Origin of the sequence: Saccharopolyspora endophytica (assembly GCF_018070075.1) — a bacterium.
In the GTDB taxonomy this organism is placed as follows: domain Bacteria; phylum Actinomycetota; class Actinomycetes; order Mycobacteriales; family Pseudonocardiaceae; genus Saccharopolyspora; species Saccharopolyspora endophytica.
Window position 1 is genome coordinate 256,386 of sequence record NZ_JAGPXE010000011.1, and the last position, 20,116, is coordinate 276,501.

The following is a 20,116-nucleotide window of genomic DNA, read 5'->3' on the forward strand; positions in this document are numbered from 1 at the left end:
GTCATGATCACCCCTTTCGCCAATCTGCTCCCTGTCGAACTCGGTTCTCGGGGTGCTTGTAGTGCATCGTCCAAAATGCTGACACTGCACGTTTCCGCCCACAATGGTGTCCTCTGACGACTATCTGCGGTGCTTCATTGCAGGGCTCGTGCAACGTGTTGGAGGAAAAACGTGGCCACCGAAGCGCGGGATCGAGGCCCGGACCTTTCCATGATCACCAAATCGGCCGGCCAGATGGCCGGGGTGTCCACGCGGTATCTCGATGGCTATCCGGAGATGCTCGCCGCCGTTCTGAGCAGCGGACGCCGGCTCACCGGCGACGAGCTGGCCAGTCGCCGCGAGGCGGGGAGGCAGGCGGCCGAGCGTGGAGTTGCTCTCCGATCGCTGCTCGATCTTTACCTCGGCAGCACGCGGATGGTGTGGGGAGAGCTGGCCACGCCCGGAATCGCTGCCGCAACCGTTCTCGTCGAAGCGTGTTTCCAAGCTGCCTCGGACGCCGTCGTCGCACTCGCGGAGGGATACGACACCGCCCACCACATCGCCCTGCGGCAGGAAGAAGCGGGCCGCCGTGAGTTCATCGACGACCTGTTCTCCGAACGCAGCGATCTCGGCCGGCTCGCCGAACGCGCTCAACGCTTCGGCCTGCGCCTCGCGGAGGCGCACATCGTCACCGTCGCGAAAGCCGATGAGCCGTTCGGCGAAGCGACACCTGCGAGTCGAACGGTCAGTGCAACCATGACAAGTCGCTTCCGAGAGCACGATCTCCTGATCATCACGAAGGACGAACGCCTGGTCTGCATCGCTCCCAGCTCGCTGCCCGAAGCCTCCACCGAGTTCGCACAGCAGGTCACCTCGACCGGCCCTCGGAATTGCCGAGTGGGCGTGGGACGGGCCCACCGCGGCCCGCGAGGCGTGCTGCGTTCGTTCGGCGAAGCCTGCCGGAGCATCGACCTCGCAGAGCGATTGCGCCACGCCGACCGCGTGGTCGAGGCCACGGACTTCCTCGTCTTCGAAGTCCTGCTCCGGGATCGGGCCGCCATGAGCGATCTCATCGCCACGGTCCTCGGGCCACTGCACAACACCCGAGGCGGTGCTGCACCCCTGGTCGAAACGCTCGATGCCTACTTCTCGCACGGCACCGTCCCCGGCGCTGCCCGAGCACTGCACTTGAGCGCTCGTGCGGTGGTCTACCGACTTGAGCGCGTCAGCAAGCTGACCGGCTACTCGGCTACCGATCCCGGCCAGCGCTTCACGCTGGAGGCCGCCGTGCTCGGGGCACGGTTGCTGGACTGGCCCGCGCACCCGCTGGCCCCCAGCGGATGACGCACTGCCACCTCCGGCTCGCAGTCGGGCACACTGGGACTCAGACCGGGCGGCAGCTTGGTTCGGAGCGCAGCCATGAACGCAACGATCCCCTTGGGGCGCATCGCCGGGGTGCGGGTAGGACTGCACTGGAGCGTGGCGGGCATCGTCGCGCTGGTCGCGGTCGGTCTCGCCTCCGTTCAACTCCCCGCGGCCTTCCCCGGACATTCACCAGTCGGCTACACCCTCGCGGGGTTGGCCGCCGCCACGCTCTTGCTGGGCTCTCTGCTGACCCACGAACTCGCGCACGCGCTCGTCGCCCGCAGGAACGCCGTGGACGTCGACGGCATCACCCTCTGGCTACTGGGCGGAGTCGCACAGCTGCGCGGGGAGGCACGCACACCAGGCGCGGACTTGCGCATCGCCGGGATCGGGCCGATGACCAGCGGTGCGCTGGCCTTGGTGTTCGGCCTGCTGGGGTGGCTGGTGCACCTCGCAGATGCTCACGTGCTGGTCGTGGCGGTCCTGGGCTACCTGGCGCTGCTGAACGTCGTGCTGGCGGTGTTCAACCTCCTTCCTGCAGCGCCCCTGGACGGTGGCCGGGTGCTGCGAGCGGTGCTGTGGTGGTGGCGTGGTGACCGGTATCAAGCTGCGCTGTGGTCGGCACGCGCTGGGCTCGGGCTGGGCGGCCTGCTGGTGCTCGGCGGCGTCGTCCAGCTGTTTCGGCAATCAACCGAGGGACTGTGGACCATCCTCCTCGGCCTATTCCTGCTGGCCATGGCCGGCGCGGAAACACACCAGGCCCGCATCGCCTCAGCGTTGGCCGGCACGCTCGTCGGCGAGGTCATGTCCCGCCCGGTCGAAACCGCCTCCGGGCACTCGACCGTGGAAGGGGTCCTGCGCGGATCGGCCCCGCCGCGGCACCACCAGATGCCGATCTTGGGCCCCTCCGGAGCGGCCGAAGGGGTGATCAGCCTTCGCCGGTTGCGCGCGGTCCCTGACGCCGAGCGTTCGACGACGACGCTGCGCGAGATCGCGGAGCCGATGGAACGAGTTCCCACCGCCCGACCCGACGAGCCGCTCTCAGCACTGCTGGCCCGCCTCAGCGCGACCACTGACGGGCACGTCCTGGTCCTGTCCGGCAGAGCTTTGGTCGGAATCATCGCTCCGTCGGACATCAACCGCGCCGCTGCTGAACGCGGCCTGCCCGCTGCCCTGCCCGGAGTCGCACCCGGCCCGGAAACAACAGAACCACCTCCGAACTGGTGGTACCCGGGGCAACAAGGCCCGCGGTGACAACACCAGCACGGCAAGAAGGTGGTTGGGTGCTCGTCCGCGGCCCTCCGGTGGGCGCCCGAAGGGCACCAGACGGATGCAGGACGGTTCACGTAGAATCTCACGGCAGGTGTGCCGGGAAGTCTGGTCGGCGAGGTCAACGCAGGACGCCGATCAGTTGGGTTATTCATGAACGCCGAGCGCACGTCCACTCGCACATTGCTCGCCCGCATCTCGGGCCCCGAGGCCCGCACCCTGGCGCAGGTCCTGCGGACGGAGACGGTAGGCGGCAGCCTGCTCTTGCTCGCCGCGGGGATCGCCTTGATCTGGGCCAACACGCCCTGGCACGACACCTACGAGGCAGCACGGTCCTTCGTGCCGTGGCCCGGTGGCGCCGCCCTGGGTCTCGACCTGGACATCGCGCACTGGGCCTCGGACGGACTCCTGGCGATCTTCTTCTTCGTCATCGGCTTGGAGCTCAAACGCGAATTCGTCTCGGGCGAGTTGCGCGACCCCCGGACTGCCGCCGTGCCAATCGTGGCAGCGGTATGCGGAATGATCGCACCGGCGCTGGTCTTCCTCGCCCTCAACATCGGCACGAACGGAGCAGCGCTTCGGGGCTGGGCCATCCCCACGGCCACCGACATCGCCTTCGCGCTCGCAGTACTGGCAGTCCTCTCCTCACACCTGCCGACCTCGTTGCGCGCTTTTCTGCTCACCCTCGCCGTGGTCGACGACCTGCTGGCGATCACCGTCATCGCGCTGTTCTACACCGACAGCTTCCACCCGGGCATGCTCGCGGCCGCGCTGGTGCCCCTCGCCCTGTTCGGGCTGCTGGTCCAGCTGCGCAAGACCTGGTGGTGGGCCCTGGTACCACTGGGGCTGCTGGCGTGGTTCTTCGTCCACGCCTCCGGCGTTCACGCAACCATCGCCGGAGTCCTGCTCGGATTCACCGTCCCCGTCCTGGCCCGTGACGACGAACCGAAGGGCATTGCCGAGCGCCTCGAGCACAAGTGGCGGCCCATCTCGGCCGGGATCGCCGTCCCGCTGTTCGCGCTGTTCGCCGCAGGGGTATCGCTCAGCGGTGACCGGTTGAGCTCCGCCCTCACCGATTCGGTCGCTCTCGGCGTGGTCGCCGGGCTCGTCCTGGGCAAGCTCATCGGCATCTTCGGGTCGACGTTCGTCCTGGCCAAGTTCACTCGCGCAAGCCTGGACCCGGGCATGTCGTGGTGGGACCTCGCCGGCGTCGCCCTGCTCGCCGGCATCGGCTTCACCGTCTCGTTGCTGATCGGTGAACTCGCCTTCGACACCGGTGATCCGCGCACCGACCACGTCAAGACCGCGGTCCTCGCGGGCTCATTGCTCGCCGCCCTGCTCGCATCGATCATCCTGAGCGCCCGCAACAAGGTGTATCAGCGCCTGGAGAAGACGGCCGGCGACTGAGAGATCCCAGTCGCCGCTCCCGGCTGCGGTCAGGGGCGTCGACCCGTCATCGCCGCGAGGGTCGTCATCGACCTGGTCGACGCCCACATCTGGGACGCCTCCACGATCGTCGCGCTCGACTGCGCCACGACCGAGCACGAAGGTCGCGAGGTGTGCCGAGCAGATCTGAACGCCTTGGTGCTCCGAGGCATCAACGCACCTCGCCGCGTTGGCCTTGCCGGTTGTCGGACACGCCTCCCCGTTGCCGCGTGGTCAGCTGTGGTGGGGTCCACGCGGCGGCCGGGCGGAGGACAGCACCGCGCAGGTGATCACGAGCGCGGTCAGCACCATCCCGGTGGCGATGAGCTCCAGCACGGACGTGGTGAGCATGGTCAGCTCCCGGGTTTGACGTCTTGAGAACGGCGGGCGTAGAGGCTGGTCGCGGTGACTGTCGCGAGGACGAGCACGATGACCACCAGCGAGATCGGCGTGGGGATCTCCGGAACTGCGGGCCACACCCCGTGCGCCCAGTGCAGCACCAGCTTGAGACCGATGAAGCCGAGGATGATCGCCAAGCCGTGGTTGAGGTGGGTGAGCTTGGCCAGCGCGGTGTGCAGGACGAAGTACAGGGCGCGCAGCCCGAGCAGAGCGAAGGCGTTGGTGGCGAACACCAGGTACGGGTCCTCGGTGATGCCGTAGACGGCCGGCACCGAGTCCACGGCGAACACCACATCGGTGGCAAACACCGCCACCACCACGACGGCGAACGGCGTCAACGCCCGCTGTCCCGCCTCGCGCACCGTGATCCGTGGCCCGCGGTAGTCGTCGGTGACAGGCATCAGCCGTCGCAGGAAGCGCACCGACCTCAGCTGCGAGACGTCGCGGTCGAACGCGGTCCCGGCCAGGGCCTCGCGCAGGATCTTGACCGCCGTGACGAACAGGATCGCGCCGAACAGCAGGAAGGCCCAGGTGCCCGCCTGCAGCAGAGCAGCACCCAAGGCGATGAAGATCCCACGCAACACCAGTGCCCCGACGATGCCGTACAACAGCACGCGCTGCTGCAGGGCAGGTGGGACGGCGAACCCGGCCAACAGCATCATGAAGACGAACAAGTTGTCGACCGACAAGGATTTCTCGACCACGTACCCGGTGAAGAACTCCAGAGCCGGAGTCCCGCCGTACCAGGCCCACAGCACCAGAGTGAACAGCAGAGGTAGGACGACGTAGAACACCGACCAGCCGAGAGCCTCTCGGAGTCGGACCTCATGGGGTTTGCGGGTGATGGCGAAATCAAGGGCGAGCAGCCCCAAGAGGACGGCGATGCTGATCGCCCACATCCAGGCAGAACCCACGGACGGATCAGCAGACGCGATCACATGACTGGGCATGACAACTCCCGAACAGCGCGTGGCGGTTCGGGGTCTCCTTCGCCCTGCTGTCCGAGCGGCCTGCCGGGGACATCGAAGATGCCCGTGCTGACCAGCAGTACCCGCGGAAGTACTCCCCCCTCGCCAGTATTGCCCCTGAACGACGAGCTGTAAAAAGGATCAGCCCGGTAACCGGGGACCACTCTGAACCACGTGGTCGATCCGCACCGCTCAGGCTCCTCAGTCAGACGCCTTCACGCTTGGAAGCCGTCGCCTCCAACGCGGGGAGGCCACGGCACGAGCCCGTGTAGCAGGTGTTACTCGAACAATTCGATGATCTCGTTGACTGCGACACCGACGAACAGCAGCAGGCAGAGCCCGAGCAGGCCGTTCGACAACCACCGGGACCGGTGCGCTGCCGGCATCATCGTCTTCGAGTTCAGCAGCACCAGCAGTGTGCCCGCCAGGAACGGCATGAAGAAGGCCCCCAGCACCCCGTAGACGACGGTCAGCTGGAACGGCTTGCCCAGCAGCAGCAACAACATCGGCGGGAAGGTCACCCACAGCAGGTAGACCCGGTAGGGCGTGCTGTGCATCCCGGCCTTGTGGTCGTAGTCCTCCGAGGTCTCCGGCGGAGCGTCCTTCGGCAACCGCCAGGTGCGCCACCAGTCGGCGAACAGCAGGCTCACGCCGTTCCACACCCCGATGATCGAGCTGAAGGCGACCGCGAAGAACCCGACCAGGAAGGGGATGCGCGCCCACTGCCCATAATCCGCGGCCAACGTCTCGCCGAGCGTCAAAAGACCTTTGTCGCCTTCGGTCAGGTCGTGACCGAGCAGGATTTCCGCACCGACCACCAGCATCGCCACCACGAAGATGCCGGTGGTGAGGTACCCGACCGCGTTGTCGGTCCGCATGAACGGGATCCAACGCGGCGCGCGCCAACCCTTCGCGAAGGTCCAGTACCCGTAGGCGGCCATCGTGATGGTGCCCCCGACGCCACCCATCAGACCCAACGCGTAGGCCACGGAGCCTTCCGGCAGCCTCGGCACCAGGCCCGCACCGAGTTCCACCAGGTTCGGGCCGACCAGGATCGCGGTGCCCACCACGGTCACGAACATGACGCCGACCAGCACCGTCATGAGCTTTTCCAACACCGCGTAGCGGCCGAACCAGACCAGCACCAGACCCGCCAAGCCGCAGAGGACCGCCCAGCCGCTGACCGGCAGCACCGGGAACAGCGCGTTCAGCGGCAGCGCTGAAGCCGACATCGCGGTGGCCCCGTAGACGAAGCCCCACACCACGGCGTAGATGCCGAAGTAGGTGACCGCCCAGCGCCCGAGCGTCCGCCAGCCCGCGAGCATCGTGCGATGGGACGCCAGGTGCCAACGGCCGACCGCCTCCCCGAGCGCCAGCTTGAACACGGTGCCCAGGATCACCGCCCAGAACAGCGCATACCCGTAGCGAGAACCCGCGACCAGGGTTGCCACCAGGTCACCAGCCCCCACTCCGGTGGCCGCGGCCATGATGCCCGGTCCGACTTGCTTGAACCTGGCGCCCCACGTCGGCCTGGGCTCGCCGACGCCTGAGGAGTCCGCGTCAGAAGTCATACCGAGCAACGTAACCCGACATGGCGGACATCAACATCGAGCTCGACCGAACTGAAACCTCGAAGAAACGACCATCCGGTCGCCGTGACCAACCGTGATCGCCGGGGACCTCCAGGAACTGCTGCGGGAGCGGATCCCCGCGGTCGGAGCCCACGGGGAAGCGCGCCTGGAGGGCGAGTACCACCGCGTGGGGTCGGTCCTGGCCGCGGCCCGGCGAGCGGCCACCGACCTGAGCACCCGGCGATCTGCCCATGATCGCCGGCGATCGGGTCAGCGCTGAGCGTTCACCGCTGGACCGGCGTGGAAGGTGAACCGGGCCGTGCCGACCCAGATCTCGTCACCCTCGGAGAGTTCCACGCACTCCACCGGGCGCCTGTTGACGAAGGTGCCGTTGAGCGAACCACCGTCGACCAGGACGCAACGGCCGTTCCGCACCTCCAACTCGGCGTGATACCGGGACGCCGTCACATCATCGACCACGATGTCGCAATCGCGGTGCCGCCCGATCACGGTCACGGGCAGCGAGAGCACGATCTCAACACCCTTGTCGGGTCCACGGCTGACGACCAGCCGCATGCCCTCCCCCGCCGGACGCGGCGAGGGGATCAGCGCCGTCAAGGGTGCGGTGGCGGAAGGCCCGCGCCCGGTCACCGCGTTCTGCAACGTGGCCTCGCCGGACAGCCCGGCGATCTCTGCGCTCTGCCCCATCAGCGTTCTCCTCGCTGTGCTGCTGCGGTGCGGAAGCGGTCCTCACACCGAGGACCAGCACAAGCATGCAGTCCACAGCCCCCCACCGACCGGGCCTTTCGACCCTTCTCCTCCCCGCTCTCCGCAAGTAGCCTCCGCCCGTCCACTCGAAGGAAAGCCTCCGAAGGCACGGGGGCTCTCACCTCAGAACGTTTCAGGCGTGACTGAAAGCATCGGTGATCGTCCGGCGGTTCTTGTGCCGGCGCTCGTAATGGACCAGGTCCGTCCGCTCCTCAGCGGGCAACTCCCGCGCTTTCGGAAGGATCTCGTCCAACGTCATCTCGTCGTAGCCCGGCCAGGGTTGCTCCTCGCACAGCTTGTCGATGCGCCCGATGACCGTCACCCGGTCCTGGTTGCGCGTTTCGTAGCCGCGGACCTTTCGCAGTTCGAACTGGGTCAATCCCGGCAACTTGTGAACGACCCCGTCCGCCGTGAGTGTGTCGTAGTGCGCAATCGGAAGGTCTGCCTCACCGATGAAAGCCCCCACGACCGCCCCCTCAGCCTCGGCGGCCCCGGGGACCCGGCGCGCGGCTTGGTCCAGCTCGCGGGCTCCCACTTCGAGCTCCTGCTGAGCCCCGCCCATGACGGCCTTCCCGCGTTCCGCGAGGGCCTCGTAAGCGCCGCCGAGCCGATACACCACCTGATCGCGTTCCCGCCACGCATGACCAACCCAGCCGGGCGCATCACGCAGCACCCCCACCATCCACGCAGTCGCGCCAACCGTTGCATACAGCGACCGTTGAGTCTCCTGAATCAGGTCCACCGCGCCCCTCGCATTCTCGTCACGCACACGCCGGTGCAGAGCTTCGTACGACCACTGGGTTCCCAGCCGACAACGGCGAATGCCCGGCTGCGAGCCCGCGTCACCACTTCGCGCTATACGGTTCACGCCATCGCGGACTGTTCTGTGCCGCTCGCCCACATCCGGCCGGTCGCCGCGCCCTCACCGAGCATCGGATCCCAGCCCGATCTTGGAATGCAGCGCTCTTATCCGGAAGTAGTTCCACCCAGATGAGGAAATACCTGCATCGTTAACCAATACCCACTCGACGGAGTGGGCGGTCTACACGCTCGGTAGCCATTGCGGCCGAGATGACACCGGAGCAGTAGTCCTCGGAGCGTCGATGATCTGATGATCGAGACCTCTTCGAGTTTTTGTCGCATTCGCGAAGTATCGCGTGTTGCCCGCCGGCAGTACTGTCTTGTCCGACACCAGCCCCAGCCCCAGTGCGTTGGGAGTCGACGATGACCAAGGTGGAAGACGTTCACGAGGACGAGATGCGGGTCAACGCCGAGCAGGCTCGGCAAGTCGCTGAACAGGCCCGCGAATCCCGTTGGGACCGCGAGAGTTTCGGAAAGGAGCTGTTCCTCGGAAGGCTGCGAATCGACCTGATCGACCCGCTTCCCGCGGGTGAGATCTCGGTCGAGGGAGAGGCGTTCCTCGAACGGCTGCGCGTGTTCTGCGAGACGAAGGTCGACGGACAGAAGATCGAGCGCGACGCGTGGATTCCGGACGAGGTGATCAACGGGCTGAAGGACCTCGGCGCCTTCGGCATCAAGATCCCCCGCGCCTACGGCGGTCTCGGCCTGCCCGCGGTGTACTACCACCGCGCGCTGATGCTGGTCGGCACGGCCAATCCTTCGATCGGCGCCCTGCTCTCGGCACATCAGTCCATCGGCGTGCCGCAGCCGGTCAAGATGTTCGGGACCGAGCAGCAGAAGCAGGAATTCCTGCCGCGCTGCGTTCGCGAGATCACCGCGTTCCTGCTCACCGAACCCGACGTCGGCAGCGACCCGGCGCGGCTGGCCACCAGGGCGGTCCCGAACTCGGACGGCAGCAGTTACACGCTCAACGGCGTCAAGCTCTGGACGACCAACGGCGTGCTGGCAGACCTGCTCGTGGTGATGGCGCGAGTACCCGAGTCGGAGGGACATCGGGGTGGTATCACGGCGTTCGTCGTCGAGGCGGACGCCGAGGGCATCACCGTCGAGAACCGGAACACCTTCCTCGGCCTGCGCGGCATCGAGAACGGCGTGACCCGGCTGCACGACGTGGTCGTACCCGCCACCAACCGGATCGGCCGCGAGGGCGATGGACTCAAGATCGCCCTCAAGACGCTCAACACCGGACGGCTTTCGTTGCCCGCGCTGTGCACGGCGGCATCGAAGTGGTCCCTGCGCATCGCACGCGAGTGGTCCTCCCAACGCGTCCAATGGGGTCGGCCGATCGGTGAGCACGAGGCCATCGCCGGCAAGATCTCGTTCATCGCCGCCACGACGTTCGCCTTGGAGGCCGTGCTCGACGTGTCCGGTCGACTGGCCGACGCCGACCGGCACGACATCCGCATCGAAGCCGCACTGGCCAAGCTCTTCAGCACCGAACTGTCCTGGCAGGTCGTTGATGAGCTCGTGCAGATCCGCGGTGGCCGCGGCTACGAAACAGCGGAGTCGCTGGCCGCACGCGGCGAACGCGGAGTGCCCGCCGAGCAGATGCTCCGGGACATGCGGATCAACCGGATCTTCGAGGGATCCAGCGAGATCATGCGGTTGCTGATCGCCCGCGAGGCGGTCGACGCGCACCTGTCGGTGGCCGGAGACATCATCGATCCCAAGGCCGACCTGCAGCACAAGGCGCGCGCCGCGGCCCGCGCAGGTGCCTTCTACGCACGGTGGCTACCAAGCCTGCTGACCGGCAAGGGCCAGGTGCCGTCCGGCTTCGGTGAACACGGGCCGCTCGCCGAACACCTGCGCTTCGTCGAACGCGCGAGCCGGCGCCTCGCCCGGCAGATCTTCTACGGGATGTCGCGCTGGCAGGGCCGACTGGAGCACCGCCAGTTGTTCCTCGGCCGCATCGTCGACATCGGTGCCGAGCTGTACGCGATGAGCGCCAGCTGCGTCTACGCCCGTTCGGACGCCCAGGACGACTCAGCGATCGAGCTGGCCGACGCCTTCTGCAACCAGTCCCGACGGCGCGTCGAGCACCTGTTCGGGCGCCTCTGGCGCAACACCGACGCCGACGACCGGGTGCTCGCCCGCCAGGTGCTCGAAAACCGGCACCAATGGCTGGAGGAGGGCGTTCTCGACGCGTCCATCGACGGCCCGTGGATCGCCGAGGCGCAACCCGGACCATCACAGCGCCAGAACCACCGACGCATCGTCAGCGGCTAGCCCGCCGTGCCGCACCAAAGCGCAGGACTGCGGGCGGTTTCGGCCGCCGAGAAACGGGGCCCGGAATCGCGCCAACGGGGTTTCAGCCGCGGTGGCGGTGCTTGACGCGGTACATGTCCTGATCGGCCCTGCCGATCAAGAAATGTCCCGGGGTCTTGGGATTCTGCGTCGTGGAAAGCCCAACGCTCGCGCACATGCTCAGCGACCGCCCGCACACGACCGCGTCGCTGACGAGCCGCTGGACCACGCGGTCACGCAACGCGTCGGCCTCGGCGAAGTCCGGCACCCGCGCGACGACGACGAATTCATCACCTCCGAAGCGTGCAACGGTGTCCGTCCCCCGCACCGCGCTGATCAACTCCTGCGCGACGGCGATGAGCAATTGGTCGCCCACCGGATGCCCGTACCGGTCGTTGACCGGTTTGAACCGATCCAGGTCGATCATCAGCACAGCCAGCACGCCTCCCCGTTCCCCGAGCTCGGCCAGCTCATGTTCGAGGCGGTCGATCAACAGAGCGCGATTGGCCAGACCGGTCAGCGGATCGTGCAGGGCCATCCTGGTGAGCCGGTCCAGACGTTCCTCGCTCAGCCTCGCTCCCCCGCCCAGCGACTCGTACTGGCCCACCAAGTACACGGGCTGGTCATCGGCTCCGGGCACCACGCTCAGGCGGGTCAAGAGCCAGAACTGATCCCCGTCACGATGGCGGAACCGCACCTCCAAGGTCGCCGAAGTTTCCCGGCCCTCGCGAAGTGCGGTCAGTGCGGAACGGTGCTGAGACTGGTCCTCGGCATCATCGACCAGCCCGGTGCACGGACTGCCGACCAGCTCTTCCCGGTCGTAGCCGACGAGCTCGCACAACTTCTCGTTGACCTCGGTCCATCTCCCGTCCAGATCCAACAGCGCCATTCCGATCGGCGCGTTGCTCACCGTCTGACGCCACAGCAGCAGCAGTTCCCGGTACCTGGTGATGTCGTGGAACTGGCACACGACCAGCGCGGGTGCACCCTCGTCGTCCCTGATCAAGGAGGTCTGCACCAGAACCCAGAGGACGCTGCCATCGGAGTGCAGCAAACGGACCTCGACCGGAAAGCTGTCGAACTCGCCGGCGAGGAGTCGGTCGACGTTCTGCCGCCCCACCGGTTCGTCATCGGGATGGATCACATCGACCGGATCCCGCTTGATCAACTCGTCTCGGTCATAACCGAGCATGCGGCACATAGCGGGATTCACGTCGACATGACGTGCCTGGAGATCGAGCACAGCGATGGGCCCCACGACCTGCCGCCAGATCGCATCGAACGGAAGCGGGGACGCGTCATCACCCATTCAGCAGACCATACGCCGCAGCCAGGCCACCTCGACAACGCTGGCGCCCGAGCGAGCGACGCAGGCGAGCTTCGGGCCGGGTTGCAGCGGGTGATCTCGCACCGTGCTATCCCCGTAACCGCGCAGGTCGGGCGTGATCACCCGGTACCCCGCCGCCACAAGAGCGTCGGTCTGCGGAGCCCACAGCGTGCGATTGAACGGGTGACCGTGGATCAACACCACGGGAGTCGCCCTCCAGGACCAACATCATCGAACGCGAGCGTCGCACCGCCCACCGCGAACCGGCTCACCGGGCCTCCCGTTGATCGTCCGTTCCTGCCGCAGACTACGCCTTTTATCTGCTTGTGCAAGCAGATATTGTCATGGGCGTGGCCGCTTCAGAACAAGGCAACGAGGACGCACGGCTCGCCGCCGATGACATGCAGGACGAACGATGGTGCATGGCGGTACGGCTTCTGGGCCTCGTTGAGAAGGAACTGGACGAGGCTTTGCAGCACGGGCATGGGCTGCCGTTGTCGGACTACCGCGCCTTGTGCGCGCTCAGCAGGTCCGACAGCGACCCTCTGCGGATGGGTGAGCTAGCGGAGCGCATCGGCCTCAAGGACAGCAGCGTCACGCGCCTGGTCGGCCGGCTGGAAACACGGGGGCTGGCACAACGAACCGCCGCGGTCGACGACGGCCGCGCGGTCGCCGCGAGCATCACGCCAGCCGGGCGGCGGCGGTACGAGGAGGCCGCGCAGACCTACCGGGTCGCGCTCGGCGACGCGCTGGCTGGGGCCCGGACGAACTTCTACCTCGCCGATCTCGCCGCCTGGGTCCTCACCGGCGAATCTGCGCTCGGCCACTCCTCGGTGCTCGACACGCCCAAGGGATGACCACGCCCGCAGGCACGTGTCTGGCCGAGCTCGGTCACCGTCAGCGCCGTTGCCCTGGTGACACTCGGCTCGAACGGGCGGAGAGCCCACCCCGCATCGCCTGACCTCATTCGAACGTGATGGAGAGGAAAGTGCCCATGACCGCCGCGATTGATCACTACGATCGCCTGCTCGCCGCGCACTACACCTGGATGCTCGGCGGCGATATCGAGGCACTAGCCACCGCGCAGACCGAACTGCTCCGTGATCTGGGCCTGGCCGTCGCCCCAGACGAGCATGCCGCCGCGGTTGACCTTGGATGTGGCCCTGGACCGCAGACTCTGGCGCTCGCACGCCTCGGCTACAGCTCGGTCGCCGCAGTCGACACCAGCGCCGCCCTGCTCGATGAGCTCCGGCAACATGCCCGCCACGATTCCACCACGACCATCCAGCCGGTTCACGACGACATCCGCGGTGTTCTCCCCCGCATCACCGAGCCCGACTCGACGACGGCCATTGCGTGCATGGGCGACACACTGCCGCATCTCCCCACGCACACCGATGTCCGCGAACTGATCACGGACGTGGCCACATCGCTGCGCCCCGGCGGGAGCTTCGTCGCCACCTACCGCGACCTCACCCACGAACTCCACGGCCCGGACCGCTTCATTCCCGTGCGCAGCAGCCCCGACCGGGTCCTCACCTGCTTCCTCGACTTCATCGACGAAAACACAGCACAGATCCACGACCTCCTGTACACGCAGGACAACAACACGTGGAACCTGCAGGTCAGCAGCTACCCCAAGCTCCGGATCTCCCCCCAATGGCTGGGCGACCAGTGCAACACCGCCGGCCTCCACATCCGCCACCACGAAACAAGCCCTAACGGCATGCGCGTCCTGCACGCGCAGAAACCGTGACGATCGACAGAGCATGCCCAGCAGGTCTCCACCTTCCACACGAGCGAGACCTGCTGGAGCGACACCCGGCTACCCGCATCAGCAGCTACGATCTCGTCTTCGCCCCGCTCACATCGTGTCGGTCACCTGGGCACTGTCCGATGAGACCACCCGGGAACAGATCCTCGACTTGCACCGCCAGGCCGTGCTGGGACACGTTGCAGCACTTCGAAGACAACGTCGCACACACCCGCAAAGGCCCCTGCGGCTACGCCCAGTACGGCGTGCAGCGCATTACCACCTCGGTGGAGCGGATGTGGCACGGGCGAAGATTCACCGTGCGGGTTCGGTGCTGTCCATGCCGGCGCGTGGGTCCGCGCCGCTGAGCAGCTCCGTCGCGTGGTGCATCCGCAGTCCCTCCAGCACTTCGAGTTGGCCCTGAGCGCGTTCGTGCAGCCGCTCGATCGCCGCAGAATCGAGCCTGCTGTCGTGCTGCGCCACGACCAGAAGAGAACGCCACCCACTGGCCTTGCCCTCGACGCCGAGCCGCAACGACTCCAACTCGATCAGCTTCGTCAGGGGCGAGACGGTCAACACCGAGCCGTTGGCCTTCAGCCGGGTCAGGCGCTCGCCGATCCAGGCGGCCCACGCCTTGTGCAACGAAACGTCCACATCGAGGGATGCCATGATCTTCCGCAGCGAACGGCGGTCCTCGTCGATCTCTGCCGTGAGCTCCCGCAGGCTTCGAGCCTCTTCCTCGTTCGTAGCCCCGCGCGTGCGTCGCCGAGCCAGCTCGACGCCCACGACCGCACCCGCGTAGTGGTCGTTGAGGTAGATATCCAAAGACCGCACGAGCGTTCCCCTCTCAGCAGAAGTTGTGTTCCGCTCAACCACCGGAACCGACAGCACGGATCGCCTCATCGATACGCGCGGCCAGCCGCATGTCGAGTTCCGTGACGCTTCCCAGGGAACGCGTGCGCACCTCGAACCGCACGAGTTCGGCGCCCGGGTGCGTCACGTTCACGTGGTGCGACAACTCTTCTTCGGCTGCGCGCACTCTCGCGAGCAACGGCCGCTGGCGGTCCTGCGGCAAGGAAATCTCGCGAGAGATCCCAGCTGTGGAGCCGCGCCAGTTCTCCAACTGGTCCAAGGCCCGCTCGAGCTCGTCCGGATCGAGCGGGCGTGGCTTGTCCTCGGCAGCCGCGGCGTTCAAGTCCGGCGGTGGTCCTTGACCGGGCGCTGCGAACAGCGGTGCGAACTCCTGCGGCAAGCGGTGGCGCAGCGATTCGCCCAAGGCCGGATCGGCGGTGACGATCTCGGAGAGGACCGCTTCCAGCAGGTATCGGGCCCTCTCGGGTGGGCAGGACGCACGGCGCGACATCTCCTGCACGAGATCGGGCGCTGTGCTGCCCTCGGGGGTGGAGCTCTCCCCGACGATGGCGTCGCGGAGCGTGGGCGGCAGCACCGAGGCCACTTGTTCTCGGTCCAGGCCGTCGAGGTGCTGCGCCAGGGCCTCGAGCGCATGGGTGCTCGCCTCGCGAGCCTCCTGCGTCGTCGCAACGCCGGCGCGTCGCATCACACCGTCGGTGAACTCCTGGTACTGGGCCGACACGATCATCCACAACCCAACTGGCCACATCGGATAGGCGTTTCATGCATACAGGTGCCCGACGGGGAGACCCATCAAACGGCTCGACGGTGCCGCACACCGCGCTGTCCCTCCGCTGCGACGACCATTCCGCGTCCCAGTCTGAGCCTGGAGGGCCTGCTGCACCTCCGGAAGCGAGCTGGTTACGGCATGTGGGTGGCTGGTGGAGACCCGATGGCGCTTCGAGATCGCAGGATCGTGGTACCACGCGGCTGAACGGATCTACCGCGGCGTGTCTTCTTCACCGCTCCTGGCCTCGCGAGCCTTCGGGCGATGCATGGTGGTGATCAGTCGCCGCCGGCCCGCCGACCCCGGCACCACGTAAGCGCCGCAGAGGACGATGAAGCCCAGCAACGCGAGCGCGGCGTGCAGGAAGTTCTCCGGCGGGTCGAGGGCGAAGATCGTGCTCGACTCGTTCGCCGTGCTCTGGGCGGTGCCGTAGAGGAAGAGAACCAGGAACACGACCAGTTCAGCTGCCGCGAACCAGCGGATCGTGCGCAACGACCACGTCGAGACCACGGCGAGCACACCGGTGACGAGCAGGAGAACGGCATGCGCCGGATTGAGTTCGAACACCACGAGCGGCTGGTCCTCCGGTGGCACCGTCAGCGCGATCAGTCCCGCGGCCCCGAGCACCATGAGCAGCACGCCCTCCGCAGCGTGGACGAGCCTCCACCCGAGCGGACCAGTGACGCGTTCTGCCAAAACCTGCGCTCCTCTTAGTCTTCGGCCAAGGCATACCCGAGCGCGTGGGCGGCAAACGAAGGCGGGGCGCAGCCGGGCTCGCCATGTCGCCCGGAGCTCGATCACCCGGGGGCATCGACCACGGCGCGGAGGTCGTCCCGGAACTGGCGGCACGCCGCCTCGCGGTCCGCGGCGCGCAGAACCGGGAGGGGTGCACCGTCGCGAGGATGGAATCGGGGTGTGCTCGCCCACGTCGATGCCGTCGGGGAAGTCGAGCGGGATCCCGCGGTGGCGACCAACCGGCCGGGGCACGCGCCACGCACTCTTCGAGTGACACCAGGGACAGGCCGGCTTAGACCGGCAGCCAGTGATACCGCTCGATGAGGCACTCGCGCACGCGGGTCAGGACCGCTCCAGGAGCGCGTGCGGCAGTCACACGGAGCACCCCAGGTGGGTACTCGACGATCACCTCGAATCGGTGCGAATGCGATCTCCGACGATGCTAAGAACACCGCAACACCATGCGACTCGATCTCCTCGCCGTCCCCCGAGGAGACCTCGGCGGTGGCGCGATCGTGGACAGCACCGCCGCGAGCCTGCTCAGCCCCGATCCGGGCCGGCCGCCTGCGCAGGGGCCGTCATCGCCCAGCGGATCGCGCCCACGATGCCGTGCCCGCCGAGGCGGACCGCCGTCGCCTCGGTGACCGGCAGGTAGGGCAGGCGCAGCGGCCACCGCGCCCACACGGGCAGTTCTGCCACCGCCGCGGAGGCCAGGAAGGCGTAGGGGACCCGGGCGACCACCGGCACAGGCGGATCGAGCAGCAGGAAACGAGCGGCCGCCCGAGCTTCGGGTGTGCCCCGCAGTTCCGGGCGGTAGGCCGCGAGCCGTGCGGCCAGCTCGGCGCGGTCGCGCGGTGGATCGACGACGCCGAGCGCGGTGCCGATGCGCGCCATGTCGTCGATGTAGGCGTCACAGGCGTCGTCGTCCAGCGGCACCGCTCCGTAGTGCTGGTGGCATCGCAGGAAGCTGTCCACCTCGGCGACGTGGACCCAGCCCAGCAGGTGCGGGTCGCTGGCCCGGTAGGTCCGACCATCGCGGATCGAGCCGCGCACCTTCCGGTGCACGCGGCGCACGGTGGCCACCGCGTCCTGCGCGTCGGAGGCGGTGCCGAAGGTCGTCACCGCGAGGAAGGTGCTCGTGCGCTGCAAGCGCCCCCACGGATCTCCCCGGTAACCGGAGTGCGCGGCCACGGCCGCCATGGCCAGCGGGTGCAGCGATTGCAGCAGCAGCGCCCGCAGCCCGCCGACGAACATGGCGGCATCGGCGTGCACCCGGCGGATCGGCCGGTCCTCGGAGAACCAGCGCGGGCCCGGCAGGCCGTGGATGCGGGCCCGCTTGGCCGGACCGTCGGAGCCGGCGACGCGTTCGAACAGCGCGGCTCCCCAACGCTGCCGCAGCAACGTCAGCGGGCCCAGCACCTTCTCCGACGTCACGGAACCAGCATGGGCCTCCCACCGGACTGGACGCCAGGGCGCGAGCGGATCGGTGTCGGCGCCCCGGCTGCCCGCCGGAGCAGCGGACTCAGGTGTGGTCGTCGACGACCGGGAGCCGCGCGCGGTGAGGAATCAACGCTGGTACAGCCCGACGATGGTTCCTCGTGCGACTTCGCTGTCGGCCAACGCGCGGTACAGCTCGTCCAGTCCGGATTCAGCGCCGAGGTTCAGCGGCCGGTTGCTGGCGAAGACGTGGAAGAAGTACCGGTGAGCGGCATCGCCGACCGGTGGCATCGGACCGGACCAGCCGTACTCACCGAAGTCGTTGCGCGATTCCACCGCACGCCCGGGTGCTTCGCCGTGGTCGATGCGGTCCACGGAGGGTGGCAGCGACGAAACCAGCCAGTGCAGGAACGTGCCGTTCGGGGCGTCCGGGTCCGCGCACACGACGGCGAGCTCAACGGCGTCGTCGGGCACACCGTCCCACTCCAGCGTCGGCGCGATGTCCTCGCCGTCCTTGCTGCACCAGCGCGGGAGCACGTCGTGGTCGTTGAAGGTGCTGCTGCGGAGGTGTATGCCGCCCCCTTCCCGGTCCCGCTCGCGTCCCTTGCCGCCGGGCTCGCCCGACGGCCTCTCGCCCAGCGGGCCTTCCGCGCGATCGTCCGCCGGCCGTCGCGGAGGGTTGTCCCGCTGGAGCTCGCGCTGGGTGACCCGGTCGGCGGCCTCGTCCGACATGCCCTCGTCGCTGTGCTCCTTGCGGCGCCGGGCGCGCGCGACGTCGTACTGGTGGCTTCCGGGTTCCGGCATGACCGCACTCCCTCTCGACACCCGGTCGAATCGGCCGGGTGGTCGGCGTGAACTCACTCAGCGAGTATCCGCGCGCTCCGGTGGTGAAACGCCCGTCCTCCTGTCCGATGCGGGCATTGCGCGGAGGGGATTCCTCAGTGGCAGTCGAGGCGACACGTCGACGGCCGATTGCGGGACTCGCGCAGTTGTGAGGCACTGGCGGGGGTGCTTCTGTGGAACCTCCGGATGGGAATTCAAGCATGCGTGCGAGGATGTGGCGTCGTCCCCGGCCGAGCCGGCAGCGGACCTCGATGGAGGTCTTCCGGCGGGGGGCTGTGCACGGTCTCGTGGCGGGTACCGTCGGCGTCGCTGCCATGACGCTCAGCGAGAAGCTCGAACAGCGCTTCACCGGCCGCCCGAACTCCCACGTGCCGGGTGCGACGTTGGCAGGCCTGATGGGTACGGCGCGGGAACCAGCAGGGATGAACGTCCTCATGCACCTAGGTCAGGGGATCCTCCTCGGAGCTCTCCGCGGCACCATGGCCCACGCCGGTTTGAGAGGGCCCTTATCCTCCGCCATGTTCGCGGTCGTGCGCCTGACCAACGACCAAACGTTGGAGAACGCGACCGGAGTCGGTGCCCCGCCGTGGACGTGGCCGCGTGATGAACTCGCCGTCGACCTGTTCCACAAGACCGTGTACGCGGTGACCACAGGACTCGTGGCGGACCGACTCGCCGCGCACACCGGCCCGGGACCCGGGCAGCGCCACGCGCAACGCGTACCCGGACGTCACGCCAACGTGGGGCCACCCCCACCCCCGAACTGAGGCCGGCGTCGCCGTGCCCACTGTCCACCGCGGCATCGGCACCGACTCGGCGAAACCGCGCTTGCGCAGCCGGCCCGCTCGTGGCGCGTGGTGAAGACGGGCAACGCCCGGTCGAGCTCCCACGCCGCAACGCGGCCGAAATGATCTCATCTCCTTGCCAGCGGGGGTGTTCCGTCCTACTAGGGACGGCTGCGACCGATCGGGGCGCAGCAGACCGTTCGAGATATCGCCGGCCTATACCGGCCGGAAATGCTCGCCGCGCCGGCGGCGCCCCTCACGTGACTCGACGTGCGAGCGCACCGAACAGAGGGAGAAGGCCCCGGAACACCTCGCGTCCGACCGCCAGCGCGCGGTGCAGTGCGCTCATTCGAAAGTACGACGCTGCGAGAGCACGTCGTCCAGCTTGTCTTCGATACGTTCGAGGTCCTTGGCTTCCGCCTGGAACAACCAGTGCTTGGCGCCCATCAGCAAAATCGCCTGGAAGATGAGCTGCAGCCATTCGGATTGCCAATTCTCGAAGGTCGCCGAGAAAAATTGGTACAGGAAGCTTGCCCACTGGAAGGTTTGGCCGTGCTGGGCGGGAGTGTCCTGATCTTTGTGTGTGGGGCGGTGATCCGACAGGCTGGAAGCGTCCGCTTTCGGCTGGAAGGGGATCATCGTGACCGACGGCGACACGACAGCATCGCAGGATGACGACGAGGACCGG

General features: G+C 67.7%; 19 protein-coding genes. 7 read left to right on the forward strand and 12 right to left on the reverse strand.

All coding sequences use genetic code 11. From position 1 onward, the window contains the following. The first annotated feature begins 171 nt into the window (after positions 1 to 171). The 3 genes from KBO27_RS24445 to nhaA all read left to right on the forward strand — a co-directional run bounded on the left by KBO27_RS24445 (position 172) and on the right by nhaA (position 4,020). The gene (locus tag KBO27_RS24445; protein WP_307870588.1) at positions 172 to 1,323 is read left to right on the forward strand and encodes a PucR family transcriptional regulator; all 1,152 of its coding nucleotides are present in this window, start codon (positions 172 to 174) and stop codon (positions 1,321 to 1,323) included. 75 nt (positions 1,324 to 1,398) lie between these two features. After that, a complete protein-coding gene (locus KBO27_RS24450) occupies positions 1,399 to 2,598 on the forward strand; it encodes a site-2 protease family protein (protein ID WP_210972224.1) in 1,200 nt (399 codons plus the stop codon). 168 nt (positions 2,599 to 2,766) lie between these two features. Continuing rightward, the gene (gene nhaA / locus KBO27_RS24455; RefSeq protein ID WP_210972225.1) at positions 2,767 to 4,020 is read left to right on the forward strand and encodes a Na+/H+ antiporter NhaA; all 1,254 of its coding nucleotides are present in this window, start codon (positions 2,767 to 2,769) and stop codon (positions 4,018 to 4,020) included. Between the two features lie 371 nt (positions 4,021 to 4,391). On the opposite strand, the gene KBO27_RS24460 is transcribed toward nhaA, so the two are convergent. The 4 genes from KBO27_RS24460 to KBO27_RS24475 form a co-directional block, all read right to left on the reverse strand. Then, on the reverse strand, positions 4,392 to 5,387 hold the full coding sequence (locus KBO27_RS24460; RefSeq protein ID WP_210972226.1) for a TerC/Alx family metal homeostasis membrane protein: 996 nt from the start codon (positions 5,385 to 5,387) through the stop codon (positions 4,392 to 4,394). Between the two features lie 296 nt (positions 5,388 to 5,683). After that, on the reverse strand, positions 5,684 to 6,976 hold the full coding sequence (locus KBO27_RS24465) for an Nramp family divalent metal transporter (protein WP_210972227.1): 1,293 nt from the start codon (positions 6,974 to 6,976) through the stop codon (positions 5,684 to 5,686). 270 nt (positions 6,977 to 7,246) lie between these two features. Further along, a complete protein-coding gene (locus KBO27_RS24470; RefSeq protein WP_210972228.1) occupies positions 7,247 to 7,684 on the reverse strand; it encodes an FHA domain-containing protein in 438 nt (145 codons plus the stop codon). Between the two features lie 193 nt (positions 7,685 to 7,877). Next, entirely contained in the window at positions 7,878 to 8,486 is a 609-nt protein-coding gene (locus tag KBO27_RS24475) for a hypothetical protein (protein WP_210972229.1), read from the reverse strand. A gap of 482 nt (positions 8,487 to 8,968) precedes the next feature. Between KBO27_RS24475 and KBO27_RS24480 the strand changes: the two genes are divergently transcribed. After that, positions 8,969 to 10,891 (forward strand): acyl-CoA dehydrogenase family protein, encoded by a 1,923-nt coding sequence (locus tag KBO27_RS24480; protein WP_210972230.1) that lies wholly within the window; start codon positions 8,969 to 8,971, stop codon positions 10,889 to 10,891. A gap of 82 nt (positions 10,892 to 10,973) precedes the next feature. Here KBO27_RS24480 and KBO27_RS24485 read toward each other — a convergent pair whose 3' ends face one another. Then, positions 10,974 to 12,218 carry a sensor domain-containing diguanylate cyclase gene (locus KBO27_RS24485; protein WP_210972231.1) on the reverse strand — a complete coding sequence of 415 codons (1,245 nt, stop codon included), beginning with the start codon at positions 12,216 to 12,218 and terminating at the stop codon, positions 10,974 to 10,976. Beyond that, positions 12,219 to 12,440 carry an alpha/beta fold hydrolase gene (locus tag KBO27_RS24490; protein WP_307870589.1) on the reverse strand — a complete coding sequence of 74 codons (222 nt, stop codon included), beginning with the start codon at positions 12,438 to 12,440 and terminating at the stop codon, positions 12,219 to 12,221. 146 nt (positions 12,441 to 12,586) lie between these two features. On the opposite strand from KBO27_RS24490, the gene KBO27_RS24495 reads away from it, so the two are divergent. Together KBO27_RS24495 and KBO27_RS24500 are read left to right on the forward strand one after the other, a co-directional pair. Continuing rightward, the gene (locus tag KBO27_RS24495; RefSeq protein ID WP_210972232.1) at positions 12,587 to 13,093 is read left to right on the forward strand and encodes a MarR family winged helix-turn-helix transcriptional regulator; all 507 of its coding nucleotides are present in this window, start codon (positions 12,587 to 12,589) and stop codon (positions 13,091 to 13,093) included. A gap of 137 nt (positions 13,094 to 13,230) precedes the next feature. Beyond that, complete coding sequence (locus tag KBO27_RS24500; RefSeq protein ID WP_210972233.1) at positions 13,231 to 13,992, forward strand: class I SAM-dependent methyltransferase; 762 nt, start codon at positions 13,231 to 13,233, stop codon at positions 13,990 to 13,992. A 312-nt stretch (positions 13,993 to 14,304) separates the two neighbouring features. Here the strand turns inward: KBO27_RS24500 and KBO27_RS24505 are convergent, their stop codons facing one another. The 5 genes from KBO27_RS24505 to KBO27_RS33935 form a co-directional block, all read right to left on the reverse strand. Beyond that, positions 14,305 to 14,823, reverse strand: coding sequence for a hypothetical protein (locus KBO27_RS24505; RefSeq protein ID WP_210972234.1), 519 nt, complete (start codon positions 14,821 to 14,823; stop codon positions 14,305 to 14,307). Positions 14,824 to 14,857: 34 nt separating this feature from the next. After that, positions 14,858 to 15,589 carry a DUF2267 domain-containing protein gene (locus KBO27_RS24510; protein WP_246537909.1) on the reverse strand — a complete coding sequence of 244 codons (732 nt, stop codon included), beginning with the start codon at positions 15,587 to 15,589 and terminating at the stop codon, positions 14,858 to 14,860. A gap of 252 nt (positions 15,590 to 15,841) precedes the next feature. Beyond that, positions 15,842 to 16,324 (reverse strand): DUF4383 domain-containing protein, encoded by a 483-nt coding sequence (locus KBO27_RS24515; protein ID WP_210972235.1) that lies wholly within the window; start codon positions 16,322 to 16,324, stop codon positions 15,842 to 15,844. A gap of 579 nt (positions 16,325 to 16,903) precedes the next feature. Continuing rightward, complete coding sequence (locus KBO27_RS24520) at positions 16,904 to 17,797, reverse strand: oxygenase MpaB family protein (protein ID WP_307870590.1); 894 nt, start codon at positions 17,795 to 17,797, stop codon at positions 16,904 to 16,906. Positions 17,798 to 17,929: 132 nt separating this feature from the next. Beyond that, positions 17,930 to 18,604 (reverse strand): YbhB/YbcL family Raf kinase inhibitor-like protein, encoded by a 675-nt coding sequence (locus tag KBO27_RS33935; RefSeq protein ID WP_246537910.1) that lies wholly within the window; start codon positions 18,602 to 18,604, stop codon positions 17,930 to 17,932. A 353-nt stretch (positions 18,605 to 18,957) separates the two neighbouring features. Here KBO27_RS33935 and KBO27_RS24530 point away from each other — a divergent pair, with 353 nt between their 5' ends. Continuing rightward, positions 18,958 to 19,410, forward strand: coding sequence for a hypothetical protein (locus tag KBO27_RS24530; RefSeq protein ID WP_246537911.1), 453 nt, complete (start codon positions 18,958 to 18,960; stop codon positions 19,408 to 19,410). Between the two features lie 363 nt (positions 19,411 to 19,773). Here the strand turns inward: KBO27_RS24530 and KBO27_RS24535 are convergent. Beyond that, a partial coding sequence (locus tag KBO27_RS24535) for a DUF6766 family protein (protein ID WP_210972236.1) occupies positions 19,774 to 20,116 on the reverse strand: 343 nt, incomplete at its 5' end.